Below are 16,799 nucleotides of genomic sequence, written 5' to 3'. Positions count from 1 at the left end.
TTTTATAACAATGAATATAAAGGAAGTTTCTTGATATAAGAAACAGTTAAATCTAAGGCAAAGAGAGATGGATAAAGATTTTGAGAATAATGAAAGATCAGCGTCTTCGTTTTCTGTGCGTCGGAGAGTTGTGATTTTAGGTATTATTTTTATCTTCGTTTTCCTTTTCACTGTGGGCATTTTAGACTTTTTTTATCCACAAAGTTATTTGCAAAAGGCTGTGGTAGCATCTTTTTTGATTCTAGCAACGATCGGTGTTGCAACACTCATTTTAAGTGGAATGGGAATTTTAAGGTACCACGCATCGTGGCAGCATGAGGATTTTGATTTTAACATCTTTAATAAGGGCGATGATGCAGTTGTAATCTCTGATCTTTCTGGTTTTGTTTATTATTCTAATCAAAACTATCAAAAAATTCTAACCTATAAGCCTGAAGGGTCTTGTTATAGGGTTATTGCTGATCTTCCAGGAGCTGGTGCACTTTCCTATCGCCTAAAAGTTGCAGCCTGTAATAATCTTTCAGCACAAGAAGAGTTAAGAGTAGAGCAACCAATTTTTACCGATTCTACACAAAAAAAATCTGTTTGGTATAACATCTCTGTTCAACCTATTACAAAACAGAAAAAAAAGCTTTTATTTTGGCGCATTAGCGATATTTCGCATTTACAACAAACCCGAGAAGTTTTTTTCTCTAACCTTCAAGAGGCGATTAATCACTTAGATCAAGCTCCTGTTGGTTTTATATCCATTAATACACAAGGTACACTTCTTTATGCCAATGCGGTTTTTGCTGAATGGTTCTCTATTGATTTAGCAAATTTTTCGGTTGGTCAATATCATTTTGATCCATTATTTGAGAGCGTTGGCGCTAAGAGTTCATGGAGTGATATTTGTTTACAAACCAACAGATATCAAAACTCAGGTTACTCTTTACCTTATAGATTTTCATTATGTTTAAATTCACAGACGATAGGAGAGAAAATATTTCATTGTTTTATTTCTGCTTCTTCTCTCTTAGAGGAGGAAGCCGTTTATCGTATTGTGATTATTCCACAACAAATAAAAAAAGAAGAGGATGATCAATCAAAATTACCTAGCATATTAGAAGAATATTTTGATGCGAGTCCTTTTGCAATAGCTGTGGTAAATCAGGAGGGGCAATTGATTCACATGAATAATGCTTTTTCATCACTTACGGAATCTATGGATAAGACTATCAATTTTTATGATATTATTTCTCGTCGTGATTGTATACAGTTAGAGCGTGCCTTTCAAAAAATTGCGACCAATAAAAATTATTTTGTTTCTTTGGAAACGGTTCTAGAAAAGAATGAAGAACGCCATTTACGCCTCCATGTGATGTCTATACCACCCTATCATGGTGATACTCTACAAGATTTAGTTATTATCTCTGTCATTGAAACAACAGAACAAAAAACACTTGAAGATAAAATGATGCAAAGTCAGAAGATGCAAGCTGTTGGACAATTGGCAGGCGGCATTGCTCATGATTTTAATAATGTTTTGACAGCAATTTTAATGTCATGTGATCTTCTTTTAAATACGCATCGTAGCTCTGATCCTGCTCATGCTGATCTGATCAATATTAAAAATAATGCTAATCGTGCAGCTGCTCTTGTCCAACAATTACTCGCTTTTTCTAGAAAGCAAACACTTAGACCTGAAGAAGTTGATTTTACAGAGTTTTTATCAGATATTCGCAATCTGATTTTACCACTTTTAGGGAATAATATTCAGCTAAAAATTATCCATGGAAGAGATTTGTGGAGCGTTGAAGTCGATCAGGCATCTTTCCAGCGTGTGATTATGAATTTGATTATTAATGCGCGTGATGCCATGTTTGATGGAGGTATTGTTACGATTGCTACAAACAATGTTACAAAACAACAAAGTGCTGAATTTAATCATTTTGGTTTAGCAATTGGTGAATATGTGCAATTGACTATTTCAGATACAGGAACTGGGATATCTGCTGCTATACAAGAAAAAATGTTTGAGCCTTTTTTTACAACCAAAGAAGTTGGAAAAGGAACAGGCCTTGGTTTATCCATGGTTTATGGAATAATCAAGCAGAGTGGTGGGTATATTTATTGTGAAAGTAAAGAGGGAGAAGGAGCAACATTTCATATTTTTCTACCCCGTTATATCCCAGATATAAAAGGAGAAATTTCTCAAAATATTGAAAAAGAGGAAGAGAAAGATATAGACTTAACAGGATCTGCGACTGTTTTATTGGTTGAAGATGAGGATGCGGTCAGAATGGGGGGGGTAAGAGCTCTTCAAATGAGAGGATATACAGTTTTAGAGGCGGCAAGTGGGGTGGAAGCCCTTTCTATTCTTGAGGAAAAAAAAGGCATTGTTGATATTATTGTTTCCGATGTGGTGATGCCAGAAATGGATGGGCCCACTTTATTGAAGGAAGTCCGTAAAAACTATCCTGATATCAAGTTTCTTTTCGTTTCTGGATATGCAAAAGATGCTTTTGCTAAGAATCTTCCCAAAGATGCTGTTTTTGGTTTTTTATCTAAACCTTTTACACTCAAACAGTTAGCTCTAACAGTTAAAGAAACACTTTCATCATGACACAAAAATAGATGCAATAAAAAAATTGATGTTTTAAGATTTTTTAAGAAAAATAGAGAGTATTTTGATCAATAGAGAGCGCATGGTAATGTCCAGAAAACGAAATCAAGAAGAACGATTTGGAAATTTAAATAAAACTCAAAGAAGATTGCACATTCTACGCAAGAATTTATGAAGAAATAGACTTCACCTGGTAAACTTTAAAGTTTTTTATTATAGATCTAAAGATAAACTCTATTTACAACGTTAAAAAATGTTATAGATCGCTAATATCCTTAAAAGGATAAGAGTTGTTGTTGCGTATCAGCTATACCACTCTTTCCTTCAATAAATGCTTTTAAGGCTTCTGGATAGAGTTTATGCTCTGCTTTAAGAACTCTTTGCGCTAAGCACTCAGAGGTATCATCAGGATAGACCGGAACAGCTGCTTGGGCAAGGATTTTTCCAGCATCCATGTCTTCTGTAACAAGATGAATAGTGCAACCTGTAATTTTTACGCCTGCTTGTAAAACTCTTTCATGTGTGTTTAAGCCTTTAAATGAAGGTAAAAGAGAAGGATGAATATTTAAAATTCGTCCCTCATAAAGTTTTACAAAACGCGATGAGATAAGGCGCATATACCCCGCAAAGCAGAGAAAATCCGGTTTATATTGATCTAAAATCGTGAAAATACCTTCTTCATGCTCTTCTTTTGTGTTGTAGATTTTACGATCAATAATATGAATAGGTAAGTTATGATTTTGTGCTTTTTCAATACCATTTGCGCGTGGATTATCGCAAATAACTGCGACGATTTCAGCAGGATATCCCTTTTGTTGGCTTGCTTGGGCAAGGGCGACCATATTGGACCCATTACCAGATATGAAAACGACGATTTGTTTTTTCATAAATGCAGTACCCCTTTATAAAGTATTCCCTTATTTTGATCTTCGCGTTTTGTTAAAGTGCCAAGAGGTGTCACAGTCTCTCCATTTTTTTCAAGAGCTTGCGTAATTGTTTCAACGGTATGCTGTGCTACAATAATGATCATGCCAATACCACAATTGAATGTTCGTAACATTTCTGTTTCTTCTATTTTACCTTGTTTGGCAATCCATGAAAATACGGAGGGAACATTGATATTAGAAAGATTAATTTCAGCGCAAAGAGAAGAGGGAATGACACGTGGAATATTTTCAGGAAAGCCTCCACCCGTAATATGCGCTAGAGCTTTAATTCCTTTGTATTCTCGCATGATGGGAAGAAGCGATTTCACGTAAATGCGTGTTGGTGTCAGGAGTGCTGTACCAAGGCTGTTTTGGGGGGCAAAAGGGGCAGGGTCATTCCATTTGAGATGACTTTGTTGAATGATTCGTCGAACAAGTGAAAAGCCGTTGGAATGAATTCCAGAGGCGCTTAGACCTAGGATAATATCGCCTTCTGTCAAGTCTTTTGAAGGGAGCAGCATGCTGCGTTCACATGCGCCTACAGCAAAACCTGCTAGATCATAATCACCTTCTGCATACATGCCTGGCATTTCTGCGGTTTCTCCCCCAATAAGAGCAGCACCGGCTTGTTTACATCCTTCTGCAATGCCAGAAACAATTGCCGCACCTTGTTCAGGATCAAGTTTTCCAGTTGCAAAATAATCCAGAAAAAAAAGAGGTTCCGCCCCTTGTACAAGTAAATCATTGACACACATAGCGACCAGATCAATACCAACAGTATTATGGTGTCCACCTTCAATGGCAATTTTTAGTTTTGTTCCCACTCCATCATTGGCTGCGACTAAGATAGGATCTGCAAACCCGGCTGCTTTTAAATCAAAAAGGCCACCAAAACCACCAATTTCTGCATCTGCTCCGGCTCGTTTTGTCGCACGTATAAAGGGTTTAATTTTTTCTACCATAGCATTACCCATATCGATGTTTACACCGGCTTTTGCGTAGGTAAGATTATTATTTGTAAGATCTTGATTGCTCATTGGAGCCTTCCTTTAGTGGAAAATCAGGTTTTAATATTATTCAATGCCATGATAGAATTTTCTCTGCAAGAGATATTGGAAAGAAAATAAGCAACTTTACTTGTACCTTATTTTGAAGATGTTTATAATTTTTGTGAAGAATTTTTTTTAGGATATTTTATGAGCAAGATATCAGATAATCATGGACAGTCTTCGTGGGAACTTATGAAAAAGAAAGGGAGTGAGAACACATCCCGTAACCGTTATAAGACTTATGTGCCTGCATATACGCAATTACCTTTGCCGAATAATATGAAAAGACAAATCTTTTTTTGGCTGGGAGCGCTGATTTTTTTTATTCTTTTTATGTTCGTTTTTGGATCAATTTTGCTTCCTTTTGTAGCAGGAATTGTGTTGGCTTATTTTCTTAATCCCATTGTTCAATTGCTTGAAAAGTTTGGTATTCGTCGTGTTTTTGGTACTGTCCTCATTACCTTATTTATTGTTATTATCTTTGTTGCTGCTTTAGTTATTCTGATTCCTATTATTAGTTCGCAAATACAGCAATTTGTGAGTGATGGCTTACCTGTTTATATTAATCGTATTCAAACCTTTTTTGTTGAACATGATTTTGATTGGATAAGGCACTATTTTGGAAGTGATCCAAATGAATTACGGAGTAATATTAAAGGGCTTTTAGGAGAAGGTTCTGATTTTATTACATCTCTTTTGAATTCACTTTTGAAATCAGGAAAGTCTATCGTTAATATCGTTAGTCTATTTGTTGTGGCACCTGTGGTAACATTTTATATGTTATTAGATTGGCCACGTATGGTGACAGCAATTGATTCGTTAATACCACGTGATCATCTTGAAACCGTTCGAAGTATTTTTCATGAAATGGACAGAGCTATAGCAGGCTTTGTTCGTGGACAAGGAACCGTTTGCCTCATATTGGGGGGCTATTATGCTATTGGTTTAACGATTGCAGGGCTCAATTTTGGTCTTTTGGTTGGTATGTTTATTGGCCTTATTAGCTTTATTCCTTATATCGGAACAATGAGTGGTTTTCTCCTTTCTGTTGGGATTGCATGGGTCCAGTTTTATCCCAATAATTGGGGGGGAATCATTATTGTGATGGTACTTTTTTTAATTGGTCAGTTTATTGAAGGTTATATTCTTCAACCAAAACTTGTTGGTTCATCAGTGGGATTACATCCCGTGTGGTTGATGTTTTCGCTTTTTGCTTTTTCTTCACTCTTTGGTTTTACTGGTATGCTTGTTGCTGTTCCTGCAGCGGCGGCTGTGGGTGTTTTAGTTCGTTTTGCCCTACATACTTATCTTAGTTCTCAGATGTATTCGCGAAGTGGAAAGTCGGAGCCGCTAAAATGAATGGGCGAGAAACGCAATTATCTTTAAATTTTCCTTATGAACCGATTTTTCAATTTGATGATTTAGTCGTGACGGATAGCAATCGTATGGCTTTTCAGCTTATTGATCATTGGCCCAATTGGCGCTTACCTATTGCCGTTTTGGTTGGAAAAGAAGGAGCTGGAAAAACGCACTTTTCGAGTATATGGCTGCAAAAAGCAAATGCATTTAGGATTCAGCATAATAAAATTGATCAAGCTGTTGCTATGGCTTCTTTAGGTAGATCATTTTTAATAGAGGATATTGATTCTGGTGAAATTAGTGAAACAGAACTTTTTCATTTAATTAACAGTGTTAAGCAAACAAATGTTGATGCGCGACAAGCTACTTTATTGATGACGGCACGAACACTCCCTTCTACTTGGAATCTAAAGTTAAATGATCTAAAAAGTCGTCTTAATTCGGTGATGTTAGTTGAAATTAATCAGCCTGATGATGCATTGTTAACAGCTGTTGCCTTTAAGCTTTTTTCCGATAGACAGCTTATTGTACATCCAGATACAGTTTATTATCTTATCAGCCGTTGTGAACGTTCTTTATTTTCATTGAAACATGTTATTGATTCTGTTGATCAATTGGCGTTACAAAGAAAAAGAAAAATAACGCGTGCTGTGATTGCCGAAGTTTTGAATAGAAAAAAAACGTAAATACTTCTTATCATGGCTTTACATGTTCTTCCTTTTATTATTGTTTGAATATAAGGAAGGACACGTCATTTAAGTTTTCTGCTTTTAATATCTGTTAAAAGTAAAGGATATTATTTTTACTTTTTCATGCGTGCAAGAAATGGCTTTGAGATTTTATTGGATGAGTATTTTTTTCATCACTTTTACAAGCTATATATTTTTGCATTTGAAAAAATGTTTATTGTTTATGGACTTGAATTATAGGAAAAGCGAGAGTTTTTTCATCTTTGGAAGAATAGAAAAGGGAGAAAAATGCTTAATAGAGATGGATTTTATAGTAAGTACAGTGGAAATATTATATTTTCTTTAGGAAATTTTTTTGTAATATCTAAGTCGTTTTTTAAACTCTATCTGTAGAATGTGTTCTGATACAGTGGATAGTTTCCTTAAAGCAGAATAAAATTATGAAACCCTTATAAGAGGTGCATTATTTTTTACATCGGTTAGATTTTTGTACGGATTCTATTTTTGCGAATAAATGTGTTATTGAGGAGAAAAAAATTTAAAAACATTCTTCTTTGTAAAGAAATGCAACAAAATTGAAAAAAAGTACGTTTTTTCTCTTGCACTTCTATTGTGAAAATTTTAGGAAATGTGCATCAAATAGATGTTAGATAGCGGAGCGTAGCGCAGTCTGGTAGCGCACCTGATTTGGGATCAGGGGGTCGTAGGTTCGAATCCTATCGCTCCGACCATATTTGATGAGGTGTATGAGGATGAACCAATTGGGTACGTGTGGTGAAAAGCAATCATTAAAATATTGTATAATCTGAAGGGAAGAGGCATGGTCGCACGTATTTATAGTCCTGCTAAAACAGCTATGCAGTCAGGTAAGGGGAATACAGGCTTTTGGATTCTACAGTATGAGCCGATAAAAGCAAAAATGCTAGAGCCTCTTATGGGTTACACAGCGACATCTGATATGAATAGTCAGGTAAGAATCCAATTTAATAGAAAGGAAGAAGCCATTGCTTTTGCACGCAAGAATGCTATCCCTTATCGTGTAGAAAAAACACATATGTCGATTCGGCGTGCCGTTTCTTATTCTGATAATTTTCGCAGTAATCGGCAGCAATCTTGGACACATTAAGTTAGAGATGCTATTTTAGATTGGGAAAATAATCAGTTGGGTGTTTGGTCCCGTAGCTCAGCTGGATAGAGCAACGGCCTTCTAAGCCGTGGGTCACAGGTTCGAATCCTGTCGGGATCACCATATTTAAGAAAATTAATAGATAGAAGTATTCAAGAGTTTTCCTTTCATTCTATTAATTTATTTTATGTCTCCCCCCTGAGTCTTTTCATGTTTTTTATTAATGCTATTGCCGTTTTTTATTGGTTGTTTGTGTATAAAATTTTGTGTATAAAATGATGCCATGCTGTTTTCTATCCAGCCTAAAAGTACTTTAAGCTGTGATGGGGAGGATGCTGTGTTTATATAAAATCAATAAGTTATATAAAGGTTAGGGAATTTTATGGTTATTGATTTTATTAGCTTGTTTTTCTGTCTATCCCAAACCTTTTATAGTTTATTCTCAATCATTTTATCTAGATAACTGGATTTACTAGCAGGCTGCTTGACTCTTATTTTTTATTAATCGTATAGTTATGATATACGATAAGGGGCGGTAATGGCAATTGTGAGTTTCAAACATAAGGGCTTAAAATTATTTTATACAACAGGTTCCACAAAAGCGATTCGACCAGATCACGTAGAAAATTACGCGTTATCTTGACAGCTTTAACAAGTGCTACGACGCCTGAAATGTTGAAAGCACCTGCCTTTAAAATGCATCCTCTTAAAGGTGAACTTACAGAATACTATTCCATATGGGTGAATGGAAATTGGCGTGTTACTTTTCGCTTTATAGGAACAGATGTGGAGCTTGTTGATTATCAAGACTACCATTGATGAAAGGAGCAAAAACAAATGATGCATAATCCTGCACATCCAGGCGAAGTTCTAAAAGTAGCTTTTTTGGAAGAAATGGGGCTATCAATACAAAAATTAGCTGATCACCTCCATATGACAAGAGCTTCTCTCTCAAGAGTGATTAACGGACATGCTTCTATGAGTACCGAGCTTGCAGTTAAATTAGAGTTGGCTGGTTTTAGTAAAGCAAAATTTTGGTTAGATATGCAAACAAACTATAATTTATGGCAAACAATGCAACAAGCACAACCACCTATTTCTCCTCTAGTTTCTGATGATAATCAAACAACTATTTGATTTTATTCATAATTTTCTAATGCTTTGCTTTATTTGTAGTTGCTATCCATTGCCTTAGTTTTTTTGAAGTTTTTTAATTGCTTCTATTGCAAGGCGTTTACTATCGGCTGTTTTGGTATAAAGGGATGCCATTTTATCTTCTGTCCAGCCAAAAAAAGCGCTTTCATTTGTGAAACCGTAGCATCGGTATTAGCTGCGCGGGTGGCCGCTAATTTTCGCAATCCATGCGCTGATTTTTTAATACCCGCCGCATTATACGCCTTACGAAATAGATTGCCAAAACTTTCTTTTACGAGTTTATTTCCATTTTTTCCGCAGATGAATGTTTCATTACCAATAGGACCAATTTTAAGAATTTCTGCTAATTCAGGTAAAATTGGTAAAAAAACGTCTGTTTTAAATTGGCTCTTTTCTGTTTTAAGATGGATGATATTATCTTTGACATCTTTCCAGCCGATACGAACTGTATCACCACGACGCAAGCCGGTATACAAAAGGACGTCAATCCATACACGTTCATGTGTACCATGGGAGCAATGGTGATAATATCTGTCTATGTCCTCTTCTAGCCATGGCAGTAATCCCTCTCTGTTCAAAGATTTTGGTGCTTTTATATTAAAGGCAGGATTTCTATTTAAAAGGGCATTATTAACCGCCCAATTAAAAAGACCGTTTAGAGAAGTTAAAAAGTGTCTTGCTGCTGCGGGAGTATCACGCCTTCTGTCTACAGCATCAAGAATATGTTGTTTTTCTATACTTTTATATGAGTGATCACCAAAAATCTTAGCATTCCCAAAAAACTCTGCATTGTCATAAACTACAGCATCATCATAAACAGCAGCATTATTATCATATATTCAGCAATTGCCATCATGTGATAAGTTTCTTTCCTTTTCAATAAAATCACCTAAGGTACCAGCTTTGATATAAGCAAAATCTCTCAATGCACGGATACGATAAGTTAACTTATTTCCGTATATCCAAGTTGTCTCATCAGTAAATTCGTATTTCTTTTTTATCATGATAACCTCCTCTTAATGCATGCTTTGTCTTTTAAGCTCTTGAGACAGCACACCAATTCCTTTTGCTGTGATTTTTGCGCAAGGAATGACTTTTTCTATTCCACTGGCGGTTTGGAAGTGTGATGGTTGGACAGTCCATCAGTTGCTTTTGGATTTTGTCTTGATAAGGAAGTAAATTTCCACCTGCTGCACGCCGGTAAACCCAACCTTTTTTCTGTAAAAATTGAATGAACTGTTTTGGTTGCATCTCGAGTATTTTCGCGGCTTCTGTAAGACCAAAGAGCCCATCATGGCGCTGTAAACTTTCAAGTGCAGCTGCTTTTGGTTTAAGGGTACCACTTCACTTTTTAAGGTCTCTAATTGTGTGACGCTTTCTAAAAGCAGTTTTTTCACAAAGAGAGGATTTTCTAGAGCGTTTGCAAGATTTAATTGAGGGAATTGTTTTACACGCCGCTCGCATTCAATGAAATATTGACGGGCTTCTTTACCTTTTTCGTTACGCTCTAACATGGAAAGTTTTTTTGCCATGTCTAAGGTAAGGTGGTATTCCATGCTTGGACGCCCTCTTAAGGATTTCGCTAAAATTTTAGCGAAAATTATAAAATCTTGATTTTCTTGGAAATTATATTCTTTAATACGATTTTTAATCCAATCTCTAAAATTGGAATTAACTTCCAAAAATGCATGCAATTCACGTGCGTTGACCGTTTGAACGGTTTCGTGTTTGATTGTATTTTGTTGGATAGCAATAGGCTTTTCCATTACGAACCTCATATTGACGGGACTTGATGAATGAAAGGGGCGCTTTTAAATGCGCCCTTCAGAATTTAAAGCACATCACAAGTACGCAAACGGTGTTGTTGTTCGTAAGAACCGTACATTGCATCGTCATATTCACGCTGTTTTATATCGTCTAAAAAAAACCGTATGCTGTGCTGTGTAAAATAAAGTCGTGAGATATGTTTTCGTTGAAACACTGTTCTTCACTTTCTCTAAGATAAAATTCCGCGATATCTTCAGAAATGTCTTCACAACTATTCTCAGAAGGATTTATACGAAAGATTTGGATTGCATCATCTCCCTCATCAACAATGCTTAGAATTTGGCTTTCATCAAGTGGTCCAGACTCTGCAATGTTTTGATCATCATCGTAGGTAACTAATAAAATTTCATCAGAATTTATAAGAATTGGATTTTCCATAATTTCTCCTCCCTAACACCTCTTGGTAATTGTTTGTGCGTGGTTTATGGAATATATACAATACGCATAATGCATACATATCAACAATAAAATATGCATTATGTATATTTTATTTTTAACGATATAAAAATCTTGTAAGAAGATTTTTTCTAAATGACGATTCTCATGAAAGGAGAAAGTGAATGGTTATGAAAACAATAAAAAGTGATATAGAATTAGATAACAAAATTATGCAGCTGGTTTCTACATTTAGTAATGAAAGAAAAAAGCTTTTATTTTTTTTCTTTTGCATGCAGGCGATTTAAAAGGTGAAGAATTGTTTCTTTATCTGGCTGAGTTGTTTTTTGTAGTAGATTAATAATTTGCTCATCAACGGTTTGTTTTGTCGCGGGGATTGGAAAGGAGGGACCGTCTCCCTCTCCGGTTAATAACCACCCTTCACTAATTCTAAATGCTTTTGCATATTTTGCAGATGCCCGTGATATTCCTCTTAATCCTTGTTCGTGCTGTATATAGCTAGAGTAGTTCCAGCCAAAATATCTAGCTGCTTCTTTTGCACTCCTAAAACCACGCGCTAAACGCGCTTTTATTAATCTAGCAGATTGGTCTATCGTGTTACTAAGCATTTTTATCTCCTTAATATATTCATATTGCATATAATCGGTATGCATTTCGACTTGACTTTTAAGTAGTCATAATGCATATTATTTTTTATGGGAAAAATAGCAGTAAAACAGTTACGTAAAAATCTGAATTTAACTCTGAAAGAAATGGCAGAACGGTTAGGCGTCAACAAATATCAACAGTATGGCGTTGGGAAAATATGGTGTTCTTTCAAGGGGAGCCGTTGCATATCTTCTCGAAGCGTTATGGAATAAACAATCACCTCCAACGTCTTCTTTTGTCAACGGTTTCAGTTTGAGTGAAAAGCCGTGTGAACAAAATAAGATGGTACAACCTCAATATGAAGAAAGGAAATAAAGATGGATTACGGTTTAGCAATATCATTACTGTCCATATCGATTATGGTTTTGAATATTATTGTATTTTTTCATTGGTACAATAACAGATAGGAGAAGAAAATAAGATAACTAAAGACTTAGACCTTACAGCTTGTTTTTAGTGTATAACTCTTTACTTAATCTTTTATTCATCGCGAGTGAGGGAACGATATAGAGTGCGTTCTGTCTTGGATATCTTAGCCCAAAAATTCAATCTTTGCGTCTCTGAAAAACGAAAAAAGCCAATGCAATAAAAAGCTTTAAGTGTTTTATTGGGATAGTTAGAGAAAGTATGTTCTACAATAATATTTATAGGAGTTACTATATCTGGTTGCATAGCTTGAATAGTCAATAAAATTGTAAGTTCCTTCTTACTCTCTACATTAAACAGGTCAAATGTACTCTCTGGTTCCGGTTTTAACTGAGGATCTATTAAATTGATGTGTTTAGGTTTTATAGGGATATTGACGCTTTGTTCTTTAATAATTTTGTGATTTGGACTGGGATAGAGAGCTTCAACAAATTGAAACGGATTTTGGGGATCTAGCCAGATATTATTTATCTTAATTGCTTGTTTTGTGGGATTGTAGAAGGTTAAATCTACTTTGAATGTGGGATTTTCATTTGAATCGTAAGGTACATTTGCTAGCGTTTTTGTATAATTAATTTGTAATTTAGGCCCTAGAGATTGTTGTTTGCGTTTTCATATCTGTCCAAACTGAAACACTAGCATGAATAGCAATAGCAGCGAGAGATATTGTAGAAAAGTATTCAAATATCGTTAACATTTCCCCCCCTCATTTAAAAAATAACTAATGGAACATTAAAATGACTAACACGATTCTCTGTCTTGATCTAGGTAGCAAGACTGGCTGGGCTATATGCGGTGCTGATGGTCACATAACAAGCGATACAGAACATTTTCAATCACGCCGTTTTGAAGGCGGTGGTATGCGTTATCTGCGCTTTAAGAAGTGGCTTTCTGAACTAAAGAGGTCTGTTGATGAAATTGACGCGGTGTATTTTGAAGAAGTACGCCGGCATGTGGGGACTGATGCAGCGCATGTTTACGGTGGCTTTCTAGCAACTTTAACGGCTTGGTGTGAACATCATCAGATACCGTACGAAGGTATTCCAGTTGGTACGATTAAGAAAGCGACAACAGGGAAGGGTAATGCTTCAAAAGGAGAAATGATTAAAGCGGTTTGTGCAAAAGGGCGCGCGCCTAAAGATGATAATGAAGCAGATGCTTTGGCAATTTTATATTTAATGAAAGAAGGGGGGGGTACACATGTCTAATGGTATGCCATGGGTAAGATTTTATTTGTATGACTGGATAAGTGGTACAAATGGAATGACACTTGAACAACGGGGCGTTTATATAACCCTTCTCGTTTGCATGTATGAAAAAAAGAACCACTTAAAACAGACTTTCAAACGCTTGCACGCATTTGTTATTGTTCGCAGAAAAAATTTGCAGCTATTGTTGAATACTAATGAGGAATGATAAACTTGTTGAGACAGATAATGGATTGTGGAATACGCGCGTTGAAGAAGAGCTGAACGATTTTGCTGATAAAAAAGACAACATATCGCAAGTTCGTAGTGAAGCTGGTAAAAAGGTGCGCAAGCAAAATCAAGCTATAAAGAACCAGAATAAGAATATATATAAAAAAACTAAAACTATCGTTTTAGCAAAAAAGAAATTAATTCTGAAAATTTAGAAACAAACGATTTGGTTCAAGAGCCAACAGAGGTTGATACCCTCCAAAGCCAATCAGAACAAAACACAACATCATCAGAACCCCCACCTCCCATTCACGAGCAAGAAAACGTTCCGAAAAAAGCCAAGCAGGTTAACACTGATCGAGGTTGTCGATTGCCTGCTGATTTTGAACCCAATTATGATTTTGCACTTGCAGAGGGCTTGCCTCCAGAGCGTATCAAAGTCGAAATGGCAAAATTTCGTGACTACTGGCGTTCAAAAGCCGGTGCAAATGCAATCAAAATCGATTGGCAAGCAACAATGGCGTAACTGGGTACGCAAGGCGATTGATGATTTAGAAAAAACAAAAAACACAAACAACAATGGTGGAAACAATGGAAACTTTTCAAAAGATCAAAGAACTCGTGGTGGTACCGGAGAGGCAATCCGTAACCTTATCCGTAAAGAAATCTGTCTCTTCTGTTAGCGGCTTTAGCCGTTTTTTTTTATGATTTTAGGCAAAGCTTTTCAGCTTGGCAAGAAAAGCGAGCGGCAAAAACAAACAGAGACAGCATTAAAGAAAGCGAGAACACGCCTTGAGGTAGAAAATGAAATTAATCAAAAAAGTGATGCTGGTGTGCGTGCTGCTTTGTCTCGTTGGATGTGCGGCCAATAGGTCTGTTTCTTGTGTTGGTTGGTTGCCCATTTATTTAGACAAGCAAGATCTGAACGCTCTCAGTCCCAATTTAGCAAGAGATATTTTAAAGCATACTCAACAGGGAGCACGCTTATGTGGGTGGCAAAATGAGTAGCAATCAAAGTAAGCGGGGAAAAAACCTTTCGGAAACAGAACGACGGCTGCTTCACGAGATGATAGAAACCTATCAAGGCTTAAAGATGATGTCAGGCATTATGAGGTGGATTACCTTCATTATCTTTATCTTTGTAATGGATTTGTCCCGTTTCATCGATGCCATAGAAAATAGCTTCTCACACTTTAAAAAGTGGCTCACGAAGAGTTAAGGAAGATTTATGTTTGATATTCCTAATAGAATTAGATTTTTAAAAACTCATCATAATGGTGATACAAGCTTAGCACAGGAGAGCCTCTTAACATCAGGAACGAATCTTCAATGGCAAGAAATTTTAAATGATCTTCTTCTAGGTAGTCATCATTATAGTAGAAAAAATAAAGCCAAAAATTATGATACTAGTTTTCCTCTTAATTTAGGAAAAGAGAAATATCGTAAGATTTTTTATTCTAAAGTTCTCATAAAAAATACCTAGAAAAGAAGTTCTGATTCGCAATAATTGAGAGGCATGTTGCAAAATCCTATTCCCTCACCTTTATTCTAGCTCCCCTAACCCTAAAAAACATATGAAAAATAAATAAGTTACATAAAAGGTGAAAGCATATGGTGGGCGATGAGAGACTCGAACTCCCGACATCCTCGGTGTAAACGAGGCGCTCTACCAGCTGAGCTAATCGCCCAATGCAATGATCAGCAATTGGATGGGCCCTCTTTAAGGAAAAAATTTTCTAAACGCAAGAATAAAGATGGTATTTGATAATTTTTTAAAAAAATGCATAATCCTTCTTGACATAAACGTGTGAACCCCTTACACGACCGCTTGTACCAAGAATAAGTTGGTGTAAAGAATGCGCGGGTGTAGCTCAGTTGGTTAGAGTGCTGGCCTGTCACGCCGGAGGTCGCGGGTTCGAGCCCCGTCACTCGCGCCATTTCTTGTTTCCTTATGGGATTTCTTTTTAAGATATTCATGTGCTATGGATTAGGTAGTGAAGTGTCTACTTTTTGGGGGATATGTTTTTTCTTCCTTTTTACATGGTTTATAAGAATAGGGCTTGCGTCTTTCGTTGCTCTGCGTTACCTATGCCGATAAGAAAAGTATCGCTCTGTATACCTTTTAAGCATTATGAGTAGAATGAATAGAGCGATTATTTGAATTTATCTGTTTGACCTCGCAATATTGAGTCATTGTGTTAAGTTCAGGTATTTTGTTACGATGGAAGAGGGTTATGGCTTATTTATTGAGCTCTTATCTACCAGTTTTGATTTTTATTATTGTCTCAGCAGTTATTGCTGGGGTTTTGTTGATTACACCGTACATTGTAGCATACCGTTCTCCCGATCCTGAAAAGTTATCGGCTTATGAATGTGGATTTAATTCATTTAGTGATGCACGCATGAAGTTTGATATTCGTTTCTATTTGGTTTCAATTTTGTTTATCATTTTTGATCTTGAAGTTGCTTTTCTTTTTCCTTGGGCCGTTTCATTCGAATCGATAGGTATATTTGGCTTTTGGTCTATGATTGTGTTTTTAGCGATTTTGACTATTGGATTTATATATGAATGGAAAAAAGGAGCGCTTGAATGGAATTAATATCTAATAATTCAACGATTACAGCTCCAAAACCAAAAGGAATCATCGATCCCAATACCGGTGAATTGATAGGATCAGATGATAAGTTTTTTTGTGATATTAATGCAGAATTATCAGATAAGGGTTTTTTAGTTACCTCAGCCGATTCTTTGATTACTTGGGCGCGCACTGGTTCTCTCATGTGGATGAGTTTTGGCTTAGCTTGTTGTGCTGTTGAAATGATGCAGTGTTCCATGCCCCACTACGATAATGAGCGCTTTGGGTATGCCCCACGCGCTTCGCCCCGCCAATCAGATGTGATGGTAGTTGCAGGTACTCTAACAAATAAGATGGCACCAGCTCTAAGAAAAGTCTATGATCAAATGCCGGAGCCGCGTTATGTGATCTCTATGGGATCGTGTGCAAACGGTGGTGGATATTACCATTATTCTTATTCAGTTGTACGTGGGTGTGATCGTATTGTGCCTGTGGATATTTATGTTCCAGGGTGTCCTCCTACAGCGGAAGCGTTGCTGTACGGTATATTATTGCTGCAGAAAAAAATCCGTCGTACGGGTTCCATAGAGCGATAGGGG

General features: G+C 36.4%; 14 protein-coding genes, 4 tRNA genes and 6 pseudogenes. 16 read left to right on the top strand and 8 right to left on the bottom strand.

What is annotated here, in order from left to right:
- The first annotated feature begins 67 nt into the window (after window positions 1–67).
- Window positions 68–2,605, top strand: coding sequence for a response regulator (locus PVV59_RS01980; protein ID WP_273754230.1), 2,538 nt, complete (start codon window positions 68–70; stop codon window positions 2,603–2,605).
- A gap of 275 nt (window positions 2,606–2,880) precedes the next feature.
- Here the strand turns inward: PVV59_RS01980 and purN are convergent, their stop codons facing one another.
- Both purN and purM read right to left on the bottom strand, forming a co-directional pair.
- Window positions 2,881–3,492, bottom strand: a complete 612-nt coding sequence (gene purN / locus PVV59_RS01975; RefSeq protein WP_273754228.1) for a phosphoribosylglycinamide formyltransferase — start codon at window positions 3,490–3,492, stop codon at window positions 2,881–2,883.
- Window positions 3,489–4,568 (bottom strand): phosphoribosylformylglycinamidine cyclo-ligase, encoded by a 1,080-nt coding sequence (gene purM / locus PVV59_RS01970; protein ID WP_273754227.1) that lies wholly within the window; start codon window positions 4,566–4,568, stop codon window positions 3,489–3,491. Before purM ends, purN begins: the two co-directional genes overlap by 4 nt.
- Before the next feature lie 159 nt (window positions 4,569–4,727).
- Here purM and PVV59_RS01965 point away from each other — a divergent pair, with 159 nt between their 5' ends.
- The 7 genes and pseudogenes from PVV59_RS01965 to PVV59_RS01935 all read left to right on the top strand — a co-directional run bounded on the left by PVV59_RS01965 (window position 4,728) and on the right by PVV59_RS01935 (window position 8,891).
- Complete coding sequence (locus PVV59_RS01965) at window positions 4,728–5,939, top strand: AI-2E family transporter (protein WP_273754226.1); 1,212 nt, start codon at window positions 4,728–4,730, stop codon at window positions 5,937–5,939.
- Entirely contained in the window at window positions 5,936–6,625 is a 690-nt protein-coding gene (gene hdaA / locus PVV59_RS01960; protein ID WP_273754225.1) for a DnaA regulatory inactivator HdaA, read from the top strand. The genes PVV59_RS01965 and hdaA overlap by 4 nt, the downstream gene beginning before the upstream one ends.
- Before the next feature lie 657 nt (window positions 6,626–7,282).
- Window positions 7,283–7,359, top strand: a tRNA-Pro gene (locus tag PVV59_RS01955).
- 89 nt (window positions 7,360–7,448) lie between these two features.
- Window positions 7,449–7,754, top strand: a complete 306-nt coding sequence (locus PVV59_RS01950; protein ID WP_273754224.1) for an ETC complex I subunit — start codon at window positions 7,449–7,451, stop codon at window positions 7,752–7,754.
- Between the two features lie 46 nt (window positions 7,755–7,800).
- Window positions 7,801–7,877 (top strand) — tRNA-Arg (locus PVV59_RS01945).
- Between the two features lie 415 nt (window positions 7,878–8,292).
- Window positions 8,293–8,573 (top strand): annotated as a pseudogene (locus PVV59_RS09840) (type II toxin-antitoxin system RelE/ParE family toxin).
- Between the two features lie 18 nt (window positions 8,574–8,591).
- Window positions 8,592–8,891, top strand: coding sequence for a HigA family addiction module antitoxin (locus tag PVV59_RS01935; protein WP_273754222.1), 300 nt, complete (start codon window positions 8,592–8,594; stop codon window positions 8,889–8,891).
- Window positions 8,892–8,945: 54 nt separating this feature from the next.
- On the opposite strand, the pseudogene PVV59_RS01930 reads toward PVV59_RS01935, so the two are convergent.
- From PVV59_RS01930 to PVV59_RS01910, 5 genes and pseudogenes are all read right to left on the bottom strand, one after another.
- Window positions 8,946–9,661, bottom strand: a pseudogene (locus tag PVV59_RS01930) (tyrosine-type recombinase/integrase); the annotation flags it as partial.
- Window positions 9,662–9,748: 87 nt separating this feature from the next.
- A complete protein-coding gene (locus tag PVV59_RS01925; RefSeq protein ID WP_273754221.1) occupies window positions 9,749–9,913 on the bottom strand; it encodes a hypothetical protein in 165 nt (54 codons plus the stop codon).
- A 12-nt stretch (window positions 9,914–9,925) separates the two neighbouring features.
- Window positions 9,926–10,675, bottom strand: a pseudogene (locus tag PVV59_RS01920) (antA/AntB antirepressor family protein).
- A gap of 65 nt (window positions 10,676–10,740) precedes the next feature.
- A pseudogene (locus PVV59_RS01915) lies at window positions 10,741–11,114 on the bottom strand (hypothetical protein).
- Between the two features lie 272 nt (window positions 11,115–11,386).
- Window positions 11,387–11,740 carry a helix-turn-helix domain-containing protein gene (locus PVV59_RS01910; RefSeq protein WP_005773900.1) on the bottom strand — a complete coding sequence of 118 codons (354 nt, stop codon included), beginning with the start codon at window positions 11,738–11,740 and terminating at the stop codon, window positions 11,387–11,389.
- 1,203 nt (window positions 11,741–12,943) lie between these two features.
- On the opposite strand from PVV59_RS01910, the gene PVV59_RS01905 reads away from it, so the two are divergent.
- The 5 genes and pseudogenes from PVV59_RS01905 (at window position 12,944) to PVV59_RS01875 (ending at window position 15,107) form a co-directional block, all read left to right on the top strand.
- Window positions 12,944–13,414 (top strand): crossover junction endodeoxyribonuclease RuvC, encoded by a 471-nt coding sequence (locus tag PVV59_RS01905; protein WP_273754220.1) that lies wholly within the window; start codon window positions 12,944–12,946, stop codon window positions 13,412–13,414.
- Window positions 13,407–14,280: pseudogene (locus tag PVV59_RS09835) on the top strand (DUF1376 domain-containing protein); the annotation flags it as partial. The gene PVV59_RS01905 and the pseudogene PVV59_RS09835, both read left to right, overlap by 8 nt.
- A gap of 11 nt (window positions 14,281–14,291) precedes the next feature.
- A pseudogene (locus PVV59_RS01890) lies at window positions 14,292–14,496 on the top strand (hypothetical protein).
- 116 nt (window positions 14,497–14,612) lie between these two features.
- Window positions 14,613–14,843: a hypothetical protein gene (locus PVV59_RS01880; protein WP_273754217.1), complete on the top strand. Its 231-nt coding sequence runs from the start codon at window positions 14,613–14,615 to the stop codon at window positions 14,841–14,843.
- Window positions 14,844–14,852: 9 nt separating this feature from the next.
- On the top strand, window positions 14,853–15,107 hold the full coding sequence (locus tag PVV59_RS01875; RefSeq protein ID WP_273754216.1) for a hypothetical protein: 255 nt from the start codon (window positions 14,853–14,855) through the stop codon (window positions 15,105–15,107).
- A gap of 129 nt (window positions 15,108–15,236) precedes the next feature.
- On the opposite strand, the gene PVV59_RS01870 is transcribed toward PVV59_RS01875, so the two are convergent.
- A tRNA-Val gene (locus PVV59_RS01870) sits at window positions 15,237–15,312 on the bottom strand.
- Window positions 15,313–15,484: 172 nt separating this feature from the next.
- On the opposite strand from PVV59_RS01870, the gene PVV59_RS01865 reads away from it, so the two are divergent.
- The 3 genes from PVV59_RS01865 to PVV59_RS01855 all read left to right on the top strand — a co-directional run bounded on the left by PVV59_RS01865 (window position 15,485) and on the right by PVV59_RS01855 (window position 16,796).
- Window positions 15,485–15,561, top strand: a tRNA-Asp gene (locus PVV59_RS01865).
- A gap of 297 nt (window positions 15,562–15,858) precedes the next feature.
- Window positions 15,859–16,224: an NADH-quinone oxidoreductase subunit A gene (locus PVV59_RS01860; RefSeq protein ID WP_273754215.1), complete on the top strand. Its 366-nt coding sequence runs from the start codon at window positions 15,859–15,861 to the stop codon at window positions 16,222–16,224.
- The gene (locus tag PVV59_RS01855) at window positions 16,215–16,796 is read left to right on the top strand and encodes an NADH-quinone oxidoreductase subunit B family protein (protein WP_273754214.1); all 582 of its coding nucleotides are present in this window, start codon (window positions 16,215–16,217) and stop codon (window positions 16,794–16,796) included. Before PVV59_RS01860 ends, PVV59_RS01855 begins: the two co-directional genes overlap by 10 nt.
- The last annotated feature ends 3 nt before the right edge of the window (window positions 16,797–16,799 follow it).

It is taken from the genome of Bartonella sp. MM73XJBT.G, assembly GCF_028618435.1.
Classification (GTDB): domain Bacteria; phylum Pseudomonadota; class Alphaproteobacteria; order Rhizobiales; family Rhizobiaceae; genus Bartonella.
Note: the sequence above shows the minus strand (reverse complement) of the source record. Positions and strands in the feature narration are given on the sequence as shown.